The organism is Massilia litorea, from assembly GCF_015101885.1.
In the GTDB taxonomy this organism is placed as follows: domain Bacteria; phylum Pseudomonadota; class Gammaproteobacteria; order Burkholderiales; family Burkholderiaceae_D; genus Telluria; species Telluria litorea.
Window position 1 is genome coordinate 448735 of record NZ_CP062941.1, and the last position, 22793, is coordinate 471527.

At 64.5% G+C, this 22793-nt stretch carries 21 protein-coding genes; 6 read left to right on the forward strand and 15 right to left on the reverse strand.

Translation table 11 applies throughout. The annotated features are described in order from the left end of the window. The first annotated feature begins 38 nt into the window (after positions 1–38). Positions 39–1814 (forward strand): DUF885 domain-containing protein, encoded by a 1776-nt coding sequence (locus LPB04_RS01950; RefSeq protein ID WP_193687137.1) that lies wholly within the window; start codon positions 39–41, stop codon positions 1812–1814. Between the two features lie 52 nt (positions 1815–1866). Here LPB04_RS01950 and LPB04_RS01955 read toward each other — a convergent pair whose 3' ends face one another. Then, positions 1867–2514, reverse strand: a complete 648-nt coding sequence (locus LPB04_RS01955; RefSeq protein WP_193687138.1) for a YggN family protein — start codon at positions 2512–2514, stop codon at positions 1867–1869. A 114-nt stretch (positions 2515–2628) separates the two neighbouring features. Next, complete coding sequence (locus LPB04_RS01960) at positions 2629–3735, reverse strand: S-(hydroxymethyl)glutathione dehydrogenase/class III alcohol dehydrogenase (RefSeq protein ID WP_193687139.1); 1107 nt, start codon at positions 3733–3735, stop codon at positions 2629–2631. A 333-nt stretch (positions 3736–4068) separates the two neighbouring features. On the opposite strand from LPB04_RS01960, the gene LPB04_RS01965 reads away from it, so the two are divergent. After that, positions 4069–5646 carry a S8 family serine peptidase gene (locus LPB04_RS01965; protein ID WP_193687140.1) on the forward strand — a complete coding sequence of 526 codons (1578 nt, stop codon included), beginning with the start codon at positions 4069–4071 and terminating at the stop codon, positions 5644–5646. A gap of 79 nt (positions 5647–5725) precedes the next feature. On the opposite strand, the gene LPB04_RS01970 is transcribed toward LPB04_RS01965, so the two are convergent. Further along, positions 5726–6391, reverse strand: a complete 666-nt coding sequence (locus tag LPB04_RS01970; protein ID WP_193687141.1) for a two pore domain potassium channel family protein — start codon at positions 6389–6391, stop codon at positions 5726–5728. A 138-nt stretch (positions 6392–6529) separates the two neighbouring features. After that, positions 6530–7006, reverse strand: coding sequence for a chemotaxis protein CheW (locus LPB04_RS01975; protein ID WP_193687142.1), 477 nt, complete (start codon positions 7004–7006; stop codon positions 6530–6532). 188 nt (positions 7007–7194) lie between these two features. On the opposite strand from LPB04_RS01975, the gene LPB04_RS01980 reads away from it, so the two are divergent. The 3 genes from LPB04_RS01980 to LPB04_RS01990 all read left to right on the forward strand — a co-directional run bounded on the left by LPB04_RS01980 (position 7195) and on the right by LPB04_RS01990 (position 10955). Continuing rightward, positions 7195–9993, forward strand: coding sequence for a valine--tRNA ligase (locus tag LPB04_RS01980; RefSeq protein WP_193687143.1), 2799 nt, complete (start codon positions 7195–7197; stop codon positions 9991–9993). Positions 9994–10060: 67 nt separating this feature from the next. After that, positions 10061–10429 (forward strand): VOC family protein, encoded by a 369-nt coding sequence (locus LPB04_RS01985; RefSeq protein ID WP_193687144.1) that lies wholly within the window; start codon positions 10061–10063, stop codon positions 10427–10429. A 79-nt stretch (positions 10430–10508) separates the two neighbouring features. Continuing rightward, a complete protein-coding gene (locus tag LPB04_RS01990) occupies positions 10509–10955 on the forward strand; it encodes a DUF2147 domain-containing protein (protein WP_193687145.1) in 447 nt (148 codons plus the stop codon). Between the two features lie 61 nt (positions 10956–11016). On the opposite strand, the gene LPB04_RS01995 is transcribed toward LPB04_RS01990, so the two are convergent. Then, a complete protein-coding gene (locus LPB04_RS01995) occupies positions 11017–11973 on the reverse strand; it encodes an IS1595 family transposase (protein ID WP_193687146.1) in 957 nt (318 codons plus the stop codon). Between the two features lie 186 nt (positions 11974–12159). Between LPB04_RS01995 and LPB04_RS02000 the strand changes: the two genes are divergently transcribed. Further along, on the forward strand, positions 12160–15120 hold the full coding sequence (locus LPB04_RS02000; RefSeq protein WP_193687147.1) for a hybrid sensor histidine kinase/response regulator: 2961 nt from the start codon (positions 12160–12162) through the stop codon (positions 15118–15120). 19 nt (positions 15121–15139) lie between these two features. Here LPB04_RS02000 and LPB04_RS02005 read toward each other — a convergent pair whose 3' ends face one another. The 10 genes from LPB04_RS02005 to LPB04_RS02050 form a co-directional block, all read right to left on the reverse strand. After that, positions 15140–15346, reverse strand: coding sequence for a hypothetical protein (locus tag LPB04_RS02005; protein ID WP_193687148.1), 207 nt, complete (start codon positions 15344–15346; stop codon positions 15140–15142). Between the two features lie 102 nt (positions 15347–15448). Continuing rightward, positions 15449–15949, reverse strand: coding sequence for an MgtC/SapB family protein (locus LPB04_RS02010; protein WP_307727319.1), 501 nt, complete (start codon positions 15947–15949; stop codon positions 15449–15451). 47 nt (positions 15950–15996) lie between these two features. Then, a complete protein-coding gene (locus tag LPB04_RS02015; protein WP_193688830.1) occupies positions 15997–16455 on the reverse strand; it encodes a YaiI/YqxD family protein in 459 nt (152 codons plus the stop codon). Between the two features lie 11 nt (positions 16456–16466). Next, positions 16467–17528: a Holliday junction branch migration DNA helicase RuvB gene (gene ruvB, locus LPB04_RS02020; protein ID WP_193687149.1), complete on the reverse strand. Its 1062-nt coding sequence runs from the start codon at positions 17526–17528 to the stop codon at positions 16467–16469. Positions 17529–17551: 23 nt separating this feature from the next. Continuing rightward, positions 17552–18130, reverse strand: coding sequence for a Holliday junction branch migration protein RuvA (gene ruvA / locus LPB04_RS02025; RefSeq protein WP_193687150.1), 579 nt, complete (start codon positions 18128–18130; stop codon positions 17552–17554). Between the two features lie 20 nt (positions 18131–18150). Then, positions 18151–18687: a crossover junction endodeoxyribonuclease RuvC gene (gene ruvC, locus LPB04_RS02030; protein ID WP_193687151.1), complete on the reverse strand. Its 537-nt coding sequence runs from the start codon at positions 18685–18687 to the stop codon at positions 18151–18153. 132 nt (positions 18688–18819) lie between these two features. Next, complete coding sequence (gene purH / locus LPB04_RS02035) at positions 18820–20406, reverse strand: bifunctional phosphoribosylaminoimidazolecarboxamide formyltransferase/IMP cyclohydrolase (RefSeq protein WP_193687152.1); 1587 nt, start codon at positions 20404–20406, stop codon at positions 18820–18822. A gap of 89 nt (positions 20407–20495) precedes the next feature. Then, the gene (locus LPB04_RS02040; RefSeq protein ID WP_056338842.1) at positions 20496–20729 is read right to left on the reverse strand and encodes a helix-turn-helix domain-containing protein; all 234 of its coding nucleotides are present in this window, start codon (positions 20727–20729) and stop codon (positions 20496–20498) included. An 83-nt stretch (positions 20730–20812) separates the two neighbouring features. Further along, a complete protein-coding gene (dusB, locus tag LPB04_RS02045; protein ID WP_193687153.1) occupies positions 20813–21838 on the reverse strand; it encodes a tRNA dihydrouridine synthase DusB in 1026 nt (341 codons plus the stop codon). Positions 21839–22107: 269 nt separating this feature from the next. After that, positions 22108–22761 (reverse strand): histidine phosphatase family protein, encoded by a 654-nt coding sequence (locus LPB04_RS02050; protein WP_193687154.1) that lies wholly within the window; start codon positions 22759–22761, stop codon positions 22108–22110. Between the last annotated feature and the right edge of the window lie 32 nt (positions 22762–22793).

The following is a 22793-nucleotide window of genomic DNA, read 5'->3' on the forward strand; positions in this document are numbered from 1 at the left end:
ATGGAGCCCTGTTTCGTCAACGACTACAAAGGAATGCAATGCCGACTCCCCGTCCCCTGGCCAAGACCGTCCTCTACACGCTGCTGGCCGCGGCGCTGACCATGCCCGCCCTCGCCGCCGAACCGGCCTGGGTCACGAAAAGCAACGACAACGCCAGGGTGCTGCTGAACGTGATGGCGAAGTATTCGCCCGAAGGCGCCAGCAACCTGGGCGTGGACGGCTATGACGAGCAGATCACGGACATGTCGCGCGACCAGTTCGAGGCCACCAACCGGGATTTGCGCGCGGCGATCGCCGAACTGCAGAAGCGCATGCGCAGCGAGACCGACTCGAAGGTGAAGCAGGACCTGCAGATCCTGATCGACAAGGCCCAGGACAACATCAAGACCAATGCGCTGCAGCGCAAATACTTCATGCCCTTCGACGATCTCACCGGCATGATCTTCGGCGTCGTGCGCGCCACGCTCGACCCGCGCATCCCGCAGGCGCGCCAGCAGTCGCTGCTGGTGCGGCTGGATAAATACGCGGGCCTGGCCAAGGGCTATCGGCCGGTGACGGAACTGGCGCACGAGCGCCTGCAGGAACGCCTGAAGGCGAACAAGAATCTGCTCGGTCCGTATAAAGGCGAAATCGAACAGGCCTTGAACGACGGCCCGACCCTGTTGAAGGGGATGCGCGAGCTGCTCGCGAAAAGCGAGCTGAAAGGCTGGGAGAGCCGCTTCGACACCCTGGAAAAACAGCTGACCGCCTACAACGCGCGCCTGAAAACGGAGATGCTGCCGCGCGCGCGGGCTGACCACCGCCTGCCGCCGGAAGTGTATGCCGACAACCTGAAGAACTTCGGCGTCGACATCGGGCCGCAGGAAATGATCTCGAAGGCCCTGACCTCGTTCGCGGAAATCCGCAACCAGATGCAGATCACGGCGAACCTGATCGCGAAGGAACGCGGCTTCAAGGATGCCGATTACCGCGTCGTGATGAATGAGCTGAAAAAGCAGCAGATCCCGCTCGATGCGGTGATGCCGCTCTACGCCGAGCGCCTGGCCGCGATCGAGTCGGCGGTGCGCGAGCAGCACATCGTCACGCTCCCGGCGCGCAAGGCCGTGATCCGCCTGGCCTCGATGGCGGAGAACGCGGCGCAACCGGCCCCGCACATGAGCCCTCCGCGCCTGATCGGCAACACCGGAGAGTATGGCGAATTCGTGCTCACCACCGGCATGCCGCCGGACGCCAGCGGCAAGCGCCTGGTGTTCGACGATTTCACCCACCAGTCGGGCACCTGGTCGATCACCGCGCACGAGGCGCGTCCCGGCCACGAACTGCAGTTCGCGAAGATGATCGAGACCGGCGTGTCGACCGCACGCGCCGTCTTCGCCTTCAACAGCGTCAACGTCGAAGGCTGGGCACTGTATGCGGAAGCGGAAATGCAGCCCTACGAGCCGCTCGACGGCCAGCTGTTCGCGCTGCAGGCGCGCGCCATGCGTGCGGCCCGCGCCTTCCTCGACCCGATGGTCAACCTGGGCGAGATCACCCCGGACGGCGTCAAAACCTTCCTGATGCGCGACGTCGGCCTGTCCGAGGGCATGGCGACCCAGGAAATGCAGCGCTACACCTTCCGCGCACCGGGCCAGGCGACCTCCTATTTCTACGGCTACCAGCGATTGATGGAGACGCGCCAGGCGGCCGAGGTGGCGCTGCGCGGCAAGTTCGACCGCCAGAAGTTCAACGACTTCGTGCTGGCCCAGGGGCTGGTGCCGCCGAAGCTGCTGCGCAAGGCGGTGATGGAGGAGTTCGTGCCGGCGCAGGGGAAATAAACACGTCCGCTGGCGGATTTATTCGGTGGCGGTGGTGTAACGTACGGGGTGTTTAACTGCGCTTCGGCGCCGGACGCGCCACGCCGTTCGCGAGCGCCTCGCCGATGATCCCGCGCGTCGCCCGGTCCGCCTCCTTCTGCTGGGCTTCCATCTGCTCGCCCAGCACCTCCATTTTCTTGCCAAGCGCCTCCATCGGCTTGCCGGCCTCTTCCATCTGCTTGCCGAGGGCTTCCATTTTCGCCTGGTTGAAGGTGGCGGCGGCCAGCGCCATCCTGGTGCCGTAGGCGCCCATGGCTTCGCCGTGGCGGCCCATTTCCTTGCCCTGCTTTTCCATCTCGGCGCCGGTTTTTTCCATCGGCGCCCAGGCCTGGCGCACGCGTGCGAGCGTGGCGGCGTCCTGCACGATGTATTCCTTGCCGTCCTTGCGGAACCAGAAGAATTCGCCCTGCACGCTGCGCTTGATGCCCTCGATGTCGGCACCGTCGACCTTATCGCCGGTCATGTTCACGCGCGAGCCGGCACGCACCAGGGCGTAGGGCTCGCCGCCTTCGCTGCGGTGCATGGCGTGCATCGCCTTGAGCCCATCGGATGGCGGCGCGGCGTGCACGGCCAGCAGGGGCGCGGCGCAGGCAGCAGCGGCGGCGCTCAGCAGGAGGGCGTGCCTGATACGGGAGGAGGCGAAAGGAAAGCGTGCTTGCATGGTGGTCTCCACAAGTCGATTGACGATGGAGCCACTGTAGGAGAACCGAAAGCCGCCTGCCCGCTTCATGCGACGAACCGTCGCTTTCGCGGAACAGGCGACAAAATACCAGACTTAATACACGACCACGGAGCGAATCGACTCGCCCGACTTCATCAGGTCAAACCCTTCGTTGATGCGCTCGAGCGGCAGGTGGTGGGTGATCAGGTCGTCGATGTTGATCTTGTTTTCCATGTACCAGTCGACGATCTTCGGCACGTCGGTGCGGCCGCGCGCGCCGCCGAAAGCGGAGCCCTTCCACTCGCGGCCCGTCACCAGCTGGAACGGACGGGTCGAGATCTCGGCACCCGCTTCCGCCACGCCGATGATGATCGACTGGCCCCAGCCCTTGTGGCAGCACTCGAGCGCCTGGCGCATGGTCTTGACGTTGCCGATGCACTCGAAGGAGTAATCGGCGCCGCCGTCGGTGATCTGGACAATCGTGTCCACCACGTTCTCGACCTGGGTCGGATTGACGAAATGGGTCATGCCGAACTTGCGTGCCATTTCCTGGCGCGCCGGGTTGATGTCGACGCCGATGATTTTGTCCGCGCCCACCATCTTCGCCGCCTGGATCACGTTCAGGCCGATGCCGCCCAGGCCGAACACGACGACGTTGGCGCCCGCTTCCACCTTGGCGGTGAAGATCACGGCACCGATGCCGGTGGTCACGCCGCAGCCGATATAGCAGATCTTGTCGAAGGGCGCGTCGTTACGCACCTTGGCCAGCGCGATTTCCGGAACCACGATGTAGTTCGAGAAGGTCGAGGTGCCCATGTAGTGGAAGATCGGCTTGCCGTCGAGCGAGAAACGGGACGTCGCGTCAGGCATCAGGCCGCGGCCTTGCGTGGAGCGGATCGCCTGGCACAGGTTCGTTTTTTGCGACAGGCAGAATTTGCACTGGCGGCATTCCGGCGTGTAGAGCGGAATGACGTGGTCGTCCTTCCTGAGGCTGGTGACGCCCGGGCCGACGTCGACGACGACACCCGCGCCTTCATGGCCGAGGATGGCGGGGAACAGCCCTTCCGGGTCGGCGCCCGAGAGCGTGTAGTAATCGGTGTGGCAAATGCCGGTGGCCTTGACTTCGACCAGGACCTCGCCGGCCTTCGGGCCTTCGAGTTCGACTTCCTCGATCGTCAGCGGCTGACCCGCCTTCCATGCAATCGCTGCCTTGGTTTTCATGTGTGGTTCCTGTTACCTGGGAATGGAGTGTTCGCCATCATACCAAGTGCCGGAAAACTGCGTGGTCTATGCAGGCTGCAAAAATGCTGCATTTGCACAATGCTGGGGGACAAAAATATATCACCAAATGTAACGATGCATACTGTTTTCAATTGTGCAGGTGTGCAACATTGCAACACAGCCGAGCACGGTTGATTTGTCATTTGCCTATACATACTTTTCCTGCCTACACTGGCTCAGCCGTCACAAGCGGCAAACGACGTCTTATAAAAAACATGCACGCGAGCCAAGAATCGCGGCATTTCGATAGGCTTTCATACGGAGAAGTAAAAAATGATTCAACGATCCAATCGTGCTTCAAACAAGATCCTTAGCCTGTGCCTGACCGCTGCTGCGGCCAGCATCCTGTGCAGTTCCGCCATGGCGGCGGCACCGGACACCACCCGCGTCATCGTTGCATTCAAACCAGGCGCGAAAGCGGCCATCAAAGGCGTCGTTGCCGCGGCCAAAGGCTCGGTCAAGCACGAAATCTTCGGCATGAATGCCATGGCCATCGAAGTGCCACGCACCGCCCTCGCGGGCCTGGAAAACAACCCGAACGTCGAATACGTCGAGGAAGACGTCATCCGCAAGCCGTTCGCGCTGACCACCCCGTCGACCGGTACTCCGTACGCAAGCGGCCAGCTGGTCCCATACGGCATCAAGCTGGTGCAGGCCGACCAGCTGCCGGACACCAACGCCGGCAACCGCAAGGTCTGCATCATCGACTCCGGCGTCGATTTCACCCATGAAGACCTGAAGGACAACGGCGCCAACGTGACCGGCGAATACGATTCCGGCACCGGCTGGTGGAACACCGACGAGACCCACCACGGCACCCACGTGTTCGGCACCATCGCAGGCGTCAACAACAGCGGCGTCGGCGTGGTCGGCGTGAACCCGAACAAGAAGCTCAAGCTGCACATCGTCAAGGTGTTCGGCGCGAACGGCGCCTGGACCTATTCGTCGACCCTGGCCAGCGCCGCCAACAAGTGCGGCGCGGCGAATGCCAACATCATCACGATGTCGCTGGGCGGCGGCCGCGCCAGCATGACCGAACAGAAAGCCTTCGACAGCCTGCAGACCAAGGGCGTGCTGAGCATCGCTGCCGCCGGCAACGACGGTAACACCGTCGTCAGCTATCCGGCCGGTTACGCCAGCGTGATGATGGTCGCCGCCCTTGACGAGAACAAGAACTGGGCCACCTTCTCGCAGTACAACAGCAAAGTCGAGATCGCCGGTCCTGGCGTCAGCGTCCTGTCGACTGTCCCAATGGGCGTCGGCCAGGATCCAGTCCTGAGCGTCGGCACGACCACCTACGCACCCACCGCGATGGAAGGCTCGCCGGTCACGACCGCGACCGCTCCGCTGGCCGACTTCGGCATCGGCGACACCGTCAACACTGCCGTGTCGGGCAAGGTCTGCCTGATCCAGCGCGGCACGGTCGACTTCGCGACCAAGGTCACCAACTGCCAGAACAGCGGCGGCGTCGGCGCAGTCGTGTACAACAACGTGGCCGGTCCTCTGGCAGGCACGCTGGGCACCACCGTGACCAACATTCCTTCGGTCGGCGCGTCCGACACCGAAGGCGCGGCGATGAAGGCCCAGCTGGGCCAGAGCGCGACCGTGGGCGTGAAGGCATCGAACTACGCTTACTTCGACGGCACCTCGATGGCAACCCCGCACGTGTCGGCCGTCGCCGCACTGGTGTGGAGCTACTTCCCGACCTGTACCGGTTCCCAGATCCGTACCTCGCTGGACAACAGCGCGCTCGACCTGGGCACCGCCGGCCGCGACACGAAGTACGGCTATGGCCTGGTGCAGGCGAAAGCTGCCTACGACCGTATCGCATCGCTGGGCTGCGGCAAGTAATCTGCCGGCGTCAGCTGGACAACGAAAAGGACGCTTCGGCGTCCTTTTTTTATGTACCGCTGCGCCCGACGGGCTCCCCCTACTTGGTCGGCTGCATCGTCAGGCCGATCAGGCGCGCGACCACCGCCGCCAGGTAGATCAGCCCGACGAACATCTCGATGCTGGCCAGTGCGCGCGCGTGCACAGTGAGCGGGATGACGTCGCCGATGCCGGTGGAGGACAGCAGCGCGAAGCTCAGGTAATTCAGTTCGGTCCAGGTACGCGGCAGCTCCGGATTGACCGCGGCGCCGTACGAGTGCGGCGCCAGCGCCTGCACCCCCAGGTACAGGTGCGTGAAACCCCAGCCCAGCAGGGTGAAGGTCGCGCCGGCGGCATACAGCTCGTCGGTGGTCACGCGGCGGTCTTCCAGCATGTAGGCGATCAGGCTGCCGGCGGCATAGAAATAGAAGAGCGCTTCCAGGCCCGACGACCACGCGACCAGGTGCGGCATCCCGAACATCATCTGCGCCGACAGCAGCGCGATGATCGGCACCGCCATCGCCACGCTGATCCAGGTCGGTCCCGGCGTGCGATGCACCATGCGGATGGTGAAGGTCAATATCAGGATGCCGAAGGCGTTGAAGGCCACATGCCCGTACCGGGTCTGCTCGAGGAAGGGATACAGGAGCATGCCGAGCAGCTGGGCCAGCAGCAGGATGGCGGACGGGTGGCGGCGGGTATGGACGATGAAGCGGAGCAGGCGCATCGGTTTCTCTTGGTGGACGGTCGATGGCCGTATTGTAGGCACAAGCACGCCGGTCGATCGCACGCCGCGCGGGAGCTGGAGGCAGGGACAAGAAAAAACCCGCCACATGGGCGGGTCCGGATGGCGGCAAGCCAGTGCTTACGCGGCGATGCTCTCGATGACGCCCATTTCCTCGGACGACATCAGGCGGTCGATGTCGACCAGGATGATCATCCGTTCGTCGACCGTGCCCAGGCCCACCAGGTAATCGGTGGTCAGGGCGCCGCCCAGGTCGGGGGCAGGCTTGATCTGGTCGGCGGTCAGCGAGATCACGTCGGAGACCGAATCGACCACCATGCCCACCACGCGGTCCTGGATGTTCAGGATGATCACGACGGTGAACTGGTTGTAGGTCGGCTCGCCGAGCTTGAACTTGATGCGCATGTCGACGATCGGCACGATGGTGCCGCGCAGGTTGACCACGCCCTTGACGTGTTCCGGTGCGCTGGCGATGCGGGTGACCGATTCGTAGCCGCGGATTTCCTGCACTTTCAGGATCTTGATGCCGTATTCCTCGTTGCCGAGTTTGAAGGCGAGCGCTTCGAGCACGCCATCGTTCATCAATGTGTTGTCCATGGTATTCGGTGTGAGAGGGAAGAATACCGGGATTATATATTTTTGCCGCACGGCAATAAATAGCGAAGCAGCGTTAACCCGGGTTTTGTCTCCCCGCTGCAACGGCAAATTGGATGGCCATGCCCGAACGCATCCCCGCCCTCCTCCTCTATAATGGTCCTTTTCGCACATTCAAACGCCATCACATCATGGAATTAGCCAAGTCTTTCGAGCCAGCCGACATTGAACAATATTGGCGCAAGGAGTGGGAAGAGCGCGGGTACTTCGCCGCCACCCTCGACGCCGACAAACCATCGTTCAGCATCCAGCTGCCGCCGCCGAACGTGACGGGCACGCTGCACATGGGCCATGCGTTCAACCAGACCGTGATGGATGGCCTGACGCGCTACTACCGCATGCGCGGCTATAACACCGCCTGGATCCCGGGCACCGACCACGCCGGCATCGCGACCCAGATCGTGGTCGAGCGCCAGCTCGATGCGCAAAAAATCTCGCGCCACGACCTCGGCCGCGACGAATTCATCAAGAAGGTCTGGGAGTGGAAGGAGCAGTCCGGCAACACGATCACCGGCCAGATGCGCCGCCTCGGCACCTCGCCCGACTGGGACCGCGAATACTTCACGATGGACGAGACGCGCTCCAAGACGGTCTCCGAAGTGTTTGTGCGCCTGTACGAGCAGGGCCTGATCTACCGCGGCAAGCGCCTGGTGAACTGGGACCCGGTGCTGGGCACGGCTGTCTCCGACCTGGAAGTCGATTCGGTCGAGGAAGACGGCTCGATGTGGTACATCCAGTACCCGCTGGCGGACGGCTCCGGCACGCTGACGGTGGCCACCACCCGCCCTGAAACGATGCTCGGCGACGTCGCCGTGGCGGTCGACCCGACCGACGAGCGCTACACCCATTTGCACGGCAGGATGCTGAAACTGCCGCTGACCGACCGCGAAATCCCGGTCATCGCCGACAGCTACGTCGACAAGGAATTCGGCACCGGCTGCGTGAAGATCACGCCGGCCCACGATTTCAACGACTACGCCGTCGGCCAGCGCGCGGGCCTGGCGCCGATCACGATCATGACGCTCGACGCGAAGATCAACGAGAACGCCCCGCTTCAGTACCAGGGCCTGGACCGTTTCGCCGCGCGCAAGCAGATCGTTGCCGACCTGGAGGCGCAAGGCTTCCTCGAACAGATCAAGCCCCATAAACTGATGGTCCCGCGCGGCGACCGTACCGGCGTCGTCATCGAGCCGATGCTGACCGACCAGTGGTTCGTCGCGATGACCAAGCCGGCGCCGGAAGGCACTTTCAATCCAGGCAAATCGATCACCGAAGTGGCCCTGGAAAAGGTCGCCAACGGCGAGATCAAGTTCGTGCCGGAGAACTGGAGCACGACCTACAACCAGTGGCTGGGCAACATCCAGGACTGGTGCATCTCGCGCCAGCTGTGGTGGGGCCACCGCATTCCGGCCTGGTTCGACGAAGCCGGGAACATCATCGTCGCCCGCGACGAAGAGGAAGCCAGGGCCAAAGCCGCCGCACAAGGCATCACGGGTGAACTGCGCCGCGACGAAGACGTGCTCGACACCTGGTTCTCCTCGGCCCTGGTGCCGTTTTCGACCATGGGCTGGCCGGAAGAGACGCCGGCCATGAAAATGTTCCTGCCCTCTTCGGTGCTGGTGACCGGCTTCGACATCATCTTCTTCTGGGTCGCGCGCATGGTCATGATGACCGCGCACTTCACGAATAAAGTGCCGTTCGAGACCGTCTACGTGCACGGCCTGGTGCGCGACTCGCAGGGCCAGAAGATGTCGAAGTCGAAGGGCAATACGCTCGACCCGATCGACCTGATCGACGGCATCGACATCGAGTCGCTGGTGGCCAAGCGCACCGCCGGCCTGATGGACCCGCGCGCCGCCGAGAAGATCGCGAAGGCCACGCGCAAGGAGTTCCCCACCGGGATCCCGGCCTTCGGCACCGACGCCGTGCGTTTCACGATGGCGAGCTACGCCTCCCTTGGCCGCAACATCAACTTCGACCTGGGCCGCGCCGAAGGCTATCGCAACTTCTGCAACAAGCTGTGGAACGCGACCCGCTTCGTGATGATGAACACGGAAGGCAAGGACTGCGGCGCGCCCGACCCGGCCGACCTGTCGCCGGCCGACCGCTGGATCATCTCGCTGATGAACCGCGTCGAGCTGGAAGTGGCCAAGGGCTTCGCCGACTACCGCTTCGACAATATCGCCAGCGCCATCTACAAATTCGTCTGGGACGAGTACTGCGACTGGTACCTGGAAGTGGCCAAGGTCACGGTCCAGCAAGGCACCGAGGCGCAGCAGCGCGCCACCCGTCACACCCTGCTGCGCGTGCTGGAAGTGATCCTGCGCCTGGCGCATCCGGTCATCCCGTTCGTGACCGAAGCGCTGTGGCAGGCGATCGCGCCGCTGGCCGGCAAGACCGGCGATTCGATCATGCTGCAGCCCTACCCGATCGCCAACGAAGCGCTGATCGACGAAGGTGCGGAAAGCTGGATGGCGCAGCTGAAGGACTTGACCAACGCGACCCGCAACCTGCGCGGCGAAATGAAGCTGTCGCCGTCGGTGCGCGTGCCGCTGATCGTGGAGCCGGGCACCGAACAGGACCGCGCCAACATGGCCGGCTTTGCGCCCTTCATCCAGTCGCTCGGCAAGCTCGCCGAAGTGCAGATCGTCGACGCGCTGCCGGAATCGCCGGCCGCGGTGTCGATCGTCGGCACGACCAAGCTGATGCTCAAAGTCGAGATCGACGTCGCCGCCGAGCGCGAGCGCCTGTCGAAAGAGATCGCACGTCTCGAGGGCGAGATCGGCAAGGCCAACGGCAAGCTGTCGAGCGAGAGCTTTGTCGCACGCGCGCCGGCCGCCGTGGTGGCGCAGGAGAAGGAACGCCTGGCGAACTTCTCGGCGACGCTGGTCAAGATGCAGGAGCAGCTCGGAAAACTGGCCGCGGGCTGACCCGCACAGTGAGGAACGCGGCCCCGGTGGCCGCGTTTTTTTTGACCCTACACGTTGGAGAGACCCGATGATCCGCGACCACATGTACGTGCTGGCTGTCCACGACCTCGAGCGCTCGGCCGCCTTCTACCGCGACGCCCTCGGCTTTGCGACCCACGACATGGGCGACCCGGGCTGGCGCATGTTCGTGCGCGACGGCTGCCGCATCATGGCCGGCGAATGCCGCGACGCCATGCCGCCCGCCGACACCGGGTTCCACTCGTACTACGGCTATCTGGTGGTCGAGGATGCCGATGCCGAATACGCGCGCGCGGTGGCGGCCGGCGCCGAGATCACCAAGGAGATCAGGGACGAGCCCTGGGACATGCGCGAGTTCGGCCTGCGCACCGTCGACGGCCACCGCCTGATGGTCGGCCACGAGCTGCCCGCCGCCTGAAACATTCCGCAACGTTTTTATCGACAGGGTGCGTGCGCAGTTTGCTACACTCCCTGAACACAACAACGGAGACCCCACGATGCGACCTCTCATCAAAGCCGGCCTGCTGGCCACCATGCTGCTCACCGCCTCCGCCTGGGCACAGAACACCTCGCCGGTCGGCCTGTGGAAGACCATCGACGACGAGAGCGGCAAACCGAAAGCCCTGGTGCGCATCACCGAGGAAAACGGCGCCCTGCAGGGCAAGATCGAGAAGCTGTTCCGCGGACCGAACGAAGACCAGAACCCGAAATGCGGCGAGTGCAAGGATTCGCGCAAGGACCAGCCGCTGATCGGCATGACGATCGTGTCGGGCCTGAAAAAGGACGGCAACGAATACACCGGCGGCGAGATCCTCGACCCGGCCAAGGGCAAGGTCTACAAGAGCAAGGCGACACTGCGCGACGGCGGCCAGAAGCTGGAAGTGCGCGGCTATATCGGCGCGCCGATGTTCGGCCGCTCCCAGGTCTGGCAGCGCGAGCAGTAAAAGGAGCTTGCTTTCCCATCAAGCGGCCCGCGTGGCCGCTTTTTTATTGGCGCTGTTCGCGTTAAGTGTGGAATATGCCGATGGCCGCTCGCAGCAAGGCCTCCGGCGTCTTGATACGGGCGCCGTCGAGCGCCCAGCGCCAGCCGAGATAGTTGCCGAGGTAACGGCTGGCGACCCCGTGAAACGGCTGCAGCCAGCCGCGCAGGCGGCTGTGATAGGCGTTCACGTTCTGGACGTGGATCGCGCCGCGCACCCGGATTCCCGCCTGCAAGTTCACCGTTTGGTGGGTGATACCGGCTTCGCGCGCGAAATGCCGGTACGCCGCATGCGCGTCCGTCACCAGCAACACGTCCGGCTCCAGGCGCACTTTCAAATGTTGGTGCAATTGCGCCCGCGTCACCGGCCCCTTCCCGGGGACCCAGTCGAGCGTCTGGCCGGTCCGGTCGCGTGCGACCAGGATGCACATCTGTTCCTTTGAAATGCCGCGTTTTGTCGCTTTGCCGCCGCGCTTGCGTGGAGGCCGATCGAGCGAGCGGGACCCTTTGTGTGATTCGAGCACATACATCTCGTCGGCCTCGGCGATCCCGGCCAGGCGCTGGGGCCGGTCGTTTTGAGTGAGCGCGAGGAAACGGTGGCGCCAGCGAAAGCTGGTGGCGCCGGCAACGCCGAGCTGCGCAGCGCTGCGCCGGATGCTGTGCGAGTCGAGCATGCCGCCCAGGTAATCGAGCCAGCGCCCTTTGTGGCGCAGGCGCGCCAGCGGCGTGCCGGTGAGCGCATTGCAGGTGCGCCCGCAAGCGCGGCAACGAAAACGCTGCAGCCCGTTGGCGCGGCCGTGCTTGTGGAAGCGATTCGAGCCGCAATCGGGGCAGGCAAGTTGCGGTGCTGCCGCCTGCTCGATGACGTCCACCGTCCGATCGAGCTTGACCGTTGGCAGCAGCAGGCCGAGCAGCCGCTCGCGCTGGCGCCGGGTCAGCGCCGCCAGGTTCTTCAGGAAGTGCTCGAACTTGCGTGCCTGCATGCGAACCTCCTCTCAGGTGAAGTCTCATTTGGACCTCAGCCGTTCAAGAAAATTCCACATTTAACGCGAACAGCGCCTTTTTATTTCAGGCATGGTTGCATGCAGGATGACTATTCCCGCGCACAGGCTTGGTATATGCTTCGGCTGGTCCGCACGATCCAGCAACGCTACAGTAAACGAGACGACGTGAACCAGAGAGCCGACCCGAGACCCGTCTCCTTGAATTTCCTTGCCGGCGGCGGAGAGATGGGCGCGCTGATGCGCGCCCACGACTGGTCCGCCACCTCGCTCGGCCCGCCCGAAGGCTGGCCGCAGGCGCTGCGCACGACGGTGCGCCTGATGCTCAACACCGGCCACCCGATGTTCATCTTCTGGGGCCTTGACCGCGCCTGCCTCTACAACGACGCCTACAGCGCCTCGATCGGGCCGGAACGCCACCCGGTCGCCCTCGGCCAGCCTGGGCGCGCCGTGTGGGAAGAGATCTGGCCCGTCATCGGGCCGCAGATCGAGCAGGCGCAATCGGGCAAGGGCGCGACCTGGAACGTCGACCACCTGATCCCGATCACCCGCCACGGCCGCGTCGAGGAAGTCTACTGGACCTACAGCTACAGCCCGATCGACGACGATACCGCGCCGAACGGCGTCGGCGGCGTGCTGGTGGTGTGTTCCGAAACCACGCGCCAGGTGCGGGCCGCGCGCGAGCTGGCGAACCAGCGCGACCAGCTGGCGCAGATGTTCGAACAGGCGCCGACCTTCATGGCCATGCTGCGCGGCCCCGAGCACCGCTTCGAGCTGGCCAATCCAGGCTATGTGAAGCTGGTCGGCGGCCGCTCCGTGCTTGGCCTGACAGTGGCCGAAGCGCTGCCGGAAGCCGTCGAACAGGGCTATATCGTCCTGCTCGACCAGGTATATGCCAGCGGCGAAGCCTACGTGGCGCGCGAAGACCGGTTCGAGATCCAGCCCCCGGACGGCGGCCCGCCCATCGAGCGCTACGCCAACTTCGTGTACCAGCCGATCAAGGACGCGAGCGGCCAGGTCGGCGGCATCTTCATCGAGGGCAGCGACGTCACCGACCAGGTGCGCAGCAGGCTGCAGCTCGAAGCGCTCAACGCCGAGCTGGCCGCGACGGTCGGGCAGCTGGAAGAGAACGAGCGCAGCCAGTCGCTGCAGCTGCGGCTGGCGAACGCGTTGCTGCCCCTGGAGAGCCCGGAAGCGATCATCGCGGCCGCCAGCGAGCTGCTGGGACGCGAACTCGGCGCCTCGCGCGTCTTTTATGCCGAAGTCGACGACGAGCGCGGCACCCTGTTCATCCGCCAGAACTGGACCGCGCCGGGCTTCGCCAGCCTCGCCGGCCAGACGGAGGTGCTGGACGACTACGGTCCGGACATGATCGCGCAGCTGCGCGCCGGGGTCATCGTCGCCAACGAGGACATCGCGCTCGATCCGCGCACGGCCGCCCATACCGAGGCCTATGCACGCATCGGCGTGCGCGCCGACCTGATCACGCCCCTGGTGCGCGCGCGCAAGCTGGAGGCGATCCTGGTCATCCACGACGCCGGCGTGCATCCGTGGCAGGAACGCGAGCTGCAGCTGGTGCGCGCGATGGCCGAGCGCACCTGGTCGGCGGTCGAAGCGGCCCGGGCCCAGGCCGAGCTGCGCGAGGAACGCGACCGCAGCCGCCGCATCTTCGACAGCATGAAAGAAGGCTTCGCCCTGCTCGACGCCGACTGGACGCTGCGCCATGTGAACACCGCCGCCGCGCACATCAGCCGCCGCCCGGCGGGTGCACTGATCGGCCAAAGCCACTGGAAGGCCTTCCCGGAACTGGTCGGCACCGAGGTCGAGTCGCTGTACCGGCAAGTGCAGCGCGAGCGCACGGCGGCCAGCGTCGAACACCACCATGTATTCCCGTCCGGTTCCCAGGCCTGGATCGAGATCCGCGCCGTGCCCGCCCTGCGCGACGAACTGGCCGTGTTCTTCCGCGATATCAGCGAACGCAAACGCAGCGAGAAGCAGCTGCAGGAAAGCGCGCGCCGCAAGGACGAATTCCTCGCCATGCTGGCGCACGAACTGCGCAATCCGCTGGCGCCGATCGGCGCGGCGGCCCAGCTGCTGCAACTGGTGAAACTCGACGAGGTGCGCGTGCGCGACACCAGCCGCATCATCGCGCGCCAGGTCGAGCACATGACGGGCCTGGTGAACGACCTGCTCGACGTCTCGCGCGTGACGACCGGGCTGGTGACGCTCGACGCCGTGCCGGTCGACATGCGCCAGGTGGTGTCCCACGCGGTGGAACAGGTGACGCCGCTGTTACAGTCGCGCCGCCATGAACTGTCGCTGCAGCTGGCGCCGGACACCTTCATGGTCACGGGCGACGAGAAGCGCCTGGTGCAGGTGCTCGCGAATATCCTGAACAATGCGGCCAAGTACACGCCCGAAGGCGGCAAGCTGCGCCTCGACATGGGCATCGCCGACGGCGAGATCGTGGTGGGCGTCGCCGACAACGGCATCGGCATGGACGCCGCCCTGGTGCCGCATGTGTTCGACCTGTTTTCCCAGGCCGAGCGCACGCCGGACCGTTCGTCGGGCGGACTGGGCCTGGGCCTGGCGCTGGTGAAAAGCCTGGTCGAACTGCACCGCGGCAGCGTCAGCGCGGCCAGCGACGGTCCGGGCAAAGGCAGCCGCTTCACGATCTGGCTGCCGCGCCGGGAGGAAACGGTCGAGCAGGCCGACGTGGCGCCCCCGAATGCGGACCCTGACGACGCCTGCGCGCCGCTGCGCATCATGGTGGTGGACGACAATGTCGACGCCGCGGCCACGCTGGCCATGCTGCTCGAGGCGCTGGGCCACACGGCGCTGGTCGAATACTCGCCCACGAGGGCCCTGGCGCGCGCCCGGCGCGAACGGCCGGACGTCTGCCTGCTCGACATCGGCCTGCCCGAAATGGACGGCAACGAACTGGCGCGGCGCCTGCGCGCCCAGCCGGAGACGGCCAGGGCCCTGCTCGTGGCGATCACGGGTTATGGGCAGGAACACGACCGCAGCACTGCGCTCGCGGCCGGGTTCGATCACCACATGGTCAAGCCGGTCGATACCGCGCGCCTCGGTGCGATCCTGGCGGCGCGGGCCGGCCAGCGCGGCGGCTAAGGGGGTACCAAGGAGGGTGTTAACGCGGACTTTTGCGGCGGTCGCGCGACCGCTGCTGAGCGGGCGAGCACAGCACGCGCAGCGCGACCGTCCGCGGCACCCCGACCAGCTGCATGAATTCCAGCGCGGGCGACATGCCATCCGTTTTCAACATCTTCAAGGCATCGTCCACACGCGCCGCCAGATAGGCGTTCGCCCGCGGATCCGAGTTGCCGCTCCCTGCCATGCGCGCCTCGCTGGATCGACCTTATCAGCGGCATCCTAGCAAACGAGGACGGACGTGGCGCGCGCTTGCTGGCACGAAACTGCAAGCGTTCCGAACGGCAGATCACTCCTTGGGCGAGCGGCGCAGGATGGCCAGAATGATGAGCGCGAACAGCGCACTCAGCACGGCCGTCGCTTCCCGTCCCATGCCGGCGGCAATGCCGATGGCGGCGGTCAGCCAGACGCTGGCGGCCGTGGTGAGGCCGCGGATATCGTTGCGGTTGCTCTGCTTGAGGATGGCGCCGGCGCCGAGGAAGCCGATGCCGGCCGTGACGCCCTGCAGCACGCGCGACAGGTCTTCGATCGGCATGCCCGCCTGCAGGGGAATGAGCACGAACAGGGCCGAGCCGAGCGAGACCAGCATGTGGGTGCGCAGGCCGGCCGAGGCGCCGACCGATTCGCGTTCATAGCCGAGGATGCCGCCCAGCACGATCGCAACCAGCATGCGCACCACCAGCCGGGTGATCGAATCGACGTCGCCCAGATCGGAAAATTCCTGCTGTATCGTCATCCAGCTTTGTTGCCACCACACGCGCCTGCTCCTCTTGAAAGTCCGGAGGATCATGGCAGATCAGCAATTTCCATGTCGCCACGCTCGGCGGCATGGGCGGCTTAGCTTGCTTTGGGACGATGCCGCGCCAGGTGCCGGTCGAGGGAATTCGCGAACTGCTGGCGGTCGGACTGGCTGAAGGCGGCCGGGCCGCCGGTGTCGACGCCGCCGCTTCTGAGTTCTTCCATGAAGGCGCGCATGGTGAGCTGCTGGGCGATGGTGTCCTTCGTATAGAAATCGCCGCGCGGGTTCAGCGCGAAGCCGCCCTTCTCCAGCACCAGCGCCGCGAGCGGGATGTCGCCGGTGACGACCAGGTCGCCCGGAGCGAGGCGTTCGACGATCTCGGCATCGGCGACGTCGGCGCCGCTCGGCACCTGCACCGAGCGGATGAATTTCGAGCCGGGCACGCGCAGCAGCTGGTTCGCCACCAGCGTCACCTGGATCTGCGTGCGCTCGGCAACCCGGTACAGGATGTCCTTGATGACGGCGGGGCAGGCGTCGGCGTCGACCCAGATCTGCATCGATCCGGTACTCAACGCAGGTTGTCCCACAGGTCGCCCGTGGGGCTGATGCGCGGTGCCGCGACGCCGAAGTGCTGATACGCCGCCGGCGTCGCGATGCGTCCGCGCGGGGTGCGCTGCAGATAGCCCTGCTGGATCAGGTAGGGTTCGAGCACGTCCTCGATGGTGTCGGCCGCTTCGCCGATGGCCGCCGCCAGGTTGCCGATGCCGACCGGTCCGCCGCCGAATTTGAACAGCACCGCTTCCAGCAGCTTGCGGTCCATGACGTCGAAGCCGACCGAGTCGACGTCGAGCATTTTGAGGGCGCGGTCCGCCATCTCCATCGTGATCTCGCCGGTGCCCTTCACTTCCGCGTAATCGCGCACGCGGCGCAGCAGGCGGTTGGCGATACGCGGGGTGCCGCGCGCGCGCATGGCCACTTCGCGCGCGCCGTCTTCCTTGATCGGCGCTTCCAGCAGCGCCGCGCTGCGGGTGACGATCTTGGTCAGCTCGGCGACGTTATAAAACTCGAGGCGGGCGACGATGCCGAAGCGGTCGCGCAGCGGATTGGTCAGCATGCCGGCGCGCGTGGTGGCGCCGACCAGCGTGAACGGCTGCAAGTCGAGTTTGACGGAACGCGCGGCCGGGCCTTCGCCGATCACGATGTCGATCTGGTAGTCCTCGAGCGCCGGGTACAGGATCTCCTCGACCACCGGCGAGAGGCGGTGGATCTCGTCGATGAACAGGACGTCGTTCGGTTCGAGATTGGTCAGAATCGCCGCCAGGTCGCCCGGGCGCTCCAGGACCGGACCGGAAGTCTGGCGCAGGTTGACGCCCATCTCGCGCGCGATGATGTGGGCCAGCGTGGTTTTGCCGAGGCCTGGAGGACCGAAGAGCAGCGTGTGGTCGAGCGCTTCGCGCCGCTTGCGCGCGGCGGAAATGAAGATCTCGAGCTGGTCGCGGATCTTTTCCTGGCCGACGTATTCGTCGAGCTGCTTCGGGCGCAAGGCGCGCTCGATCGCCTCCTCGTTGGGCGAGGCCGGCGCGGCGTCGATGACCCGCTGCTCGGTGAAATTGTCGGTCTGGATGCTCATGATCTGATCTCGTGTTGCTGCGCTCAGGCTTTGGATAGCGCCTTCAGCGCGAACTTGATGCCGTCGGACACGGTCGAGCCCGCCGGCAGGTTCTTGGTCGCCAGCAGCGCTTCCTTGTCAGAATACCCCAAAGCCAGCAGCGCGTTGAGCACGTCGGACTGGGTATCGTCGCGCGGTGCGCCACCGACAGTGCCGAGGTCGGCGCCGATCTTGCCTTTCAGTTCCAACAGCAGGCGCTCGGCGGTCTTCTTGCCGATGCCGGGAATTTTCACGAGGCGCCCTGCTTCCTGCAGCGTGACGGCCTGCGACAGGTCGGCCACCGTCATGCCCGATAAAATCGCCAGCGCGGTACGGGCACCGACGCCGGTGATCTTGATCAGCTGGCGAAACAGCGCGCGCTCGCTGGCGCTGCCGAAGCCGAACAGCAGGTGCGCATCCTCGCGGATCGCCAGGTGGGTGAACAGCACCACCTTCTCGCCGGTGTGCGGCAGGTTATAGAAGGTGCTCATCGGCACGTCGACTTCATAGCCGACACCCTGGCAGTCCACCAGCAGTTGCGGCGGATTTTTTTCCAGCAGCGTTCCGGAAATGCGACCAATCATGGTTGACCTTTTTTTTCTGGTTAAACGAGACGACCGTTTTTCATGCGCAGCGTGGCCTTCTGCGGGCTGAGCACGTTGAGCAGCGCCAGCGTGTCGTAGGTGTGCGCATGGCAGATCGCGACGCCGAGGGCATCGGCCGCGTCGCTGCCGGGCAGGCCCGGCAGCTTCAAGAGACGCGCAACCATGTCCTGCACCTGCGGCTTGGCCGCCTTGCCGCTGCCGACGACGGATTGCTTGATCTGGGTTGGCGAGTATTCCGCCACGTCGAGGTCGAAGCCGACCAGCGCGCTGATGGCTGCGCCACGGGCCTGGCCGAGCAGCAGCGTGGATTGCGGGTTGACGTTCACAAACACTTTTTCGATGGCCGCGCATTGCGGGCCATAGGTGGTGACGACTTCGCGCACGCCATCGAGGATGATCTTCAGGCGTGGCGGCAGCGCGCCCTCCAGGCCGGTCTTGATGGTGCCCGAGGCGATATAGCGCAGTTTGCTGCCGTGTTTTTCAATAAGCCCAAAGCCGGTGGTGCGCAGGCCTGGGTCGATGCCGAGGATAATCATTATCGAATGTTATACCGGCCAGCAACGTTCGTGGGAAAAATACTGTGTAAAAACACAGGTGGCTGATGTTTATGCAACCGTTGGGCGCACGTGTGTTGAACGCGTGGGCAGGAGACCTGCCCACCCTACGAATCAATGACGGAAGTGGCGGGTACCCGTGTACAGCATCACGACACCACGCTCATCCGCCGCGTCGATCACTTCCTGGTCGCGCATCGAGCCGCCTGGATGAATCACGCAAGTCGCACCCGCATCGACCACGACATCGAGGCCGTCGCGGAACGGGAAGAAGGCGTCCGAGGCCACAGCCGAACCGGCCAGCGACAGCCCGGCGTTCTGCGCCTTGATCGACGCGATACGCGCCGAATCGATACGGCTCATCTGCCCTGCCCCGACACCCAGCGTCATGCCGTTGCCGCAGAAGACGATCGCGTTCGATTTCACGAATTTCGCGACGCGCCAGGCGAACATCAGGTCCTGCAACTGCTGCTGGGTCGGCTGCTTCTTCGACACCACGCGCAGGTCGCCGATACCGACATTCTTCGCATCCGGCGCCTGCACCAGCAAGCCGCCGCCCACGCGTTTGACGTCGTACGGGTTCTGGCCATTGCCCAAGGAAATTTCCAGCAAGCGAACGTTCTGCTTGGCCGCCATGATCTGGCGTGCCTCGGCGGTGAAGGACGGTGCGATCAGCACTTCGACGAAGAGTTTCGCCAGCGCTTCAGCGGCACGGCCGTCGACTTCGACGTTGAAGGCGATGATGCCGCCAAAGGCCGAAGTCGGATCGGTCTGCAGGGCACGGGTGTAGGCGTCCAGGGCATCGGCGCCGATCGCCACGCCGCATGGATTGGCGTGCTTGACGATCACGCAGCCGGCCGGATGCTGGAAACCGCCGAGCGACTTCACGCATTCCCAGGCGGCATCGGCGTCGGCGATGTTGTTGTACGACAGTTCCTTGCCCTGCAGCTGGCGGTAGTTGGCGAGCGCGCCGTCGACAGGGGCGATGTCGCGGTAGAAGGCGGCGCCCTGGTGCGGGTTTTCGCCATAGCGCATGTCCTGCACCTTCTCGAAGGCCATATTGATGGTCTGCGGATACTGAGCGCGCGTCGCGTGCTGCTTGTCTTCGCCCAGGCTGGTCAAATAGTTCGTGATGGCGCCATCGTACTGCGCGGTGTGCGAAAAGACTTTTTTGGCGAGGCGGAACTTGGTGTCGTAGCTGACGGCGCCGGCAACTTCTCCGGTCCCTTTCATTTCGGCCAGCACGACGCCGTAGTCGCTCGGGTCGCAGATCACGACCACGTCGCGGTGGTTCTTGGCCGCCGAGCGCAGCATGGTCGGGCCGCCGATGTCGATGTTCTCGATCGCGTCTTCCAGCGAGCAGTCATCCTTGGCGACGGTCGCCTGGAAGGGGTACAGGTTGACCACGACCATGTCGATTTCCGGAATGCCGTGCTCTTGCAGCTTGGACACGTGCTCAGGAAAATCGCGGCGCGCGAGGATGCCGCCGTGCACTTTCGGGTGCAGGGTCTTGACGCGGCCGTCGAGCATTTCCGGAAAGCCCGTGTAGTCGGCCACTTCGGTGACCGGTACGCCGTTTTCCTGAAGTAACTTGGCCGTGCCGCCGGTGGACAGGATGTTCACGCCGAGCGCGGACAGGGCGCGCGCAAAGTCGAGCACGCCGGTCTTGTCGGAGACGGAAATGAGAGCTTGTTTGATCATGGGGTGGCCACTGGTTGATGAGAATTCTGGTCGGAATTCCGGCGCGCCTTCCTGGCCGCGCCCACGCGGCCACGCGTGCCGGTGAATGCTTAGAGCAGTCCGTGCTCTTGCAGTTTCTTGCGCAAGGTATTGCGGTTGATGCCCAGCATCTGGGCCGCGTGCGACTGGTTGCCGTCGGCGCGCGTCATCACCACTTCGAGGATCGGCTTTTCCACGGTCATGACCATCATGTCGTAGATGTTCGTCGGCTTTTGCTCGCCCAGGTCATTGAAATAGTCCTCTAGGCTCTTCTGGACAACTTCCTGGATACTCTCTTTGCTCATGTCTGCTGCTTCATCCTGGTTAGTGATTGCTCCGCCGATTGTGTCGGCAGTGTCCCCAAATCGTTCTTGTAGTTTTTTTACTTTTATGCCGCGATTGCATCTACGACAGGCAACGCGGGCCGGTATTGTAACCGGTCGCCATGACGAAGTTGCGATTCGAAAAAATTATCGACTGCCGCCAGTTGCTCGGCCGTCGACTCCAGCAGGTTCATCCGCTGGCGGAATTCCTCGCCGCCCGGCAAGTCCTCGACATACCAGCCGATGTGCTTGCGCGCGCTGCGCACGCCGATGTAGTCGCCGTAGAAGGCGTAATGGGCCGGCAGGTGTTCGTTCATCAGGGCCCGCACTTCTTCCACCAGCGGCGCCGGCAGATGCTCGCCAGTACGCAAGTAATGGTCGATTTCGCGGCAGATCCAGGGACGGCCCTGGGCCGCGCGGCCGATCATGACGGCGTCCGCACTCGTGTAGTCGAGCACAAATTTCGCCTTTTCCGGGGTCGTGATGTCGCCGTTCGCGACTACCGGAATCCCGACTGCCGCTTTCACGGCGCGGATGGTGTCGTATTCCGCATCTCCCTTGTAGCCGTCGGCGCGCGTACGGCCGTGCAGGGTCAGCATCTGAATGCCGGCCTGCTCGGCCATGCGGGCGATGCGCAATGCGTTCTTGTTCTGGCGGTCCCAGCCGGTACGGAATTTCAGGGTTACCGGCACGTCCACGGCGTCCACCACGGCGTGCAGGATGCGCTCGACCAGGTCTTCGTGCTGCAGCAAGGCGGAACCGCACCAGCTGTTGCAGACCTTTTTGACGGGGCAGCCCATGTTGATGTCGATGATCTGGGCGCCGCGTTCGACGTTGTGGCGGGCGCAATCGGCCAGGTCCTGCGGGTCGGCGCCGGCGATTTGCACCGCCTTCGGCTCCATCTCGCCTTCGTGATCGGTGCGGCGGCTGGTCTTTTCGCTGGCCCACAATCTCGGATTCGACGCCGCCATCTCGGACACGGCATAGCCTGCTCCCAGCTGCTTGCACAGCTGGCGGAACGGACGGTCGGTCACGCCGGCCATCGGGGCGACGAAGACGTTATTGCGCAGTGTATAAGGGCCGATTTGCACAGCGGGAACAGGATAAGAATGGACGGGAACCCGCTATTTTACCTGAACTACTGCTCAATTTACGGGCAATATTTTTTCGAAACTGTCGCGCACCGGAGAATTCGGTGTGGACAAAGGGAAAAGGAATGCTTTAGGGCTTACCCGGCAGACATGAGCTTGACGTAGGGTGGGCACTTGTGCCCACGCGGTGATACGCTACGCCGAGATCGTCGAGCACGACATCGAAGCCCGTACGTATCACCGCGTGGGCTCAAGAGCCCACCCTACAATTAGATATCGTCGAGAACGGCCGGCTGCAAATGGGCGACCTCGCCCCAGCTGACCAGCTCCAGCTTGCCGCCCTGCACCGTAAACCGGTTGACGCTGGCATTGAGGACCTTGAAATCGCGCGGCGTTTCCAGCGACAGGCCGAGTGCAGCCCGATAAATGCATTCGAGCACGCCGCCGTGGGCGACGATCGCCAGCGATTTACCTGGATTGTCCTCTGCCCAGCCGAGCACGGCGCCGATTACCCGGTCATAGAACTCGCGGAAGGATTCGCCCCGGTTCTGCCCCGGCGGCAGCTGGGCATCGACGTCGCGCCCCTGCCAGGCTGCGAATTCCTTGGGGAAGCGTTCGGCGATGTCGGCGTACAGCAAGCCCTCGAAGCCGCCATAGCAGCGCTCGCGCAGGCGCCCATCTATATAGAGGGGCAAGCCAATGACGTCGCCGAGGGCCTTGGCGGTCTGGCTGGCACGCGCCAGGTCGCTCGAGACGAGGACGTCGAAATGTTCGTTGGCCAGGCTGGCCGCCAGGGCGCGCGCCTGGCGCTGCCCTTCTTCGTTCAGGTCGATGTCGAGGTGGCCCTGCAGGCGGCGTTCGGCGTTCCAGGCGGTTTCGCCATGACGGATCAGCACGATCCGGGTAGGGGTGTCGTTATGCATGCGGTCCAGAATGCGCCCGGAAAGCCGGGCGA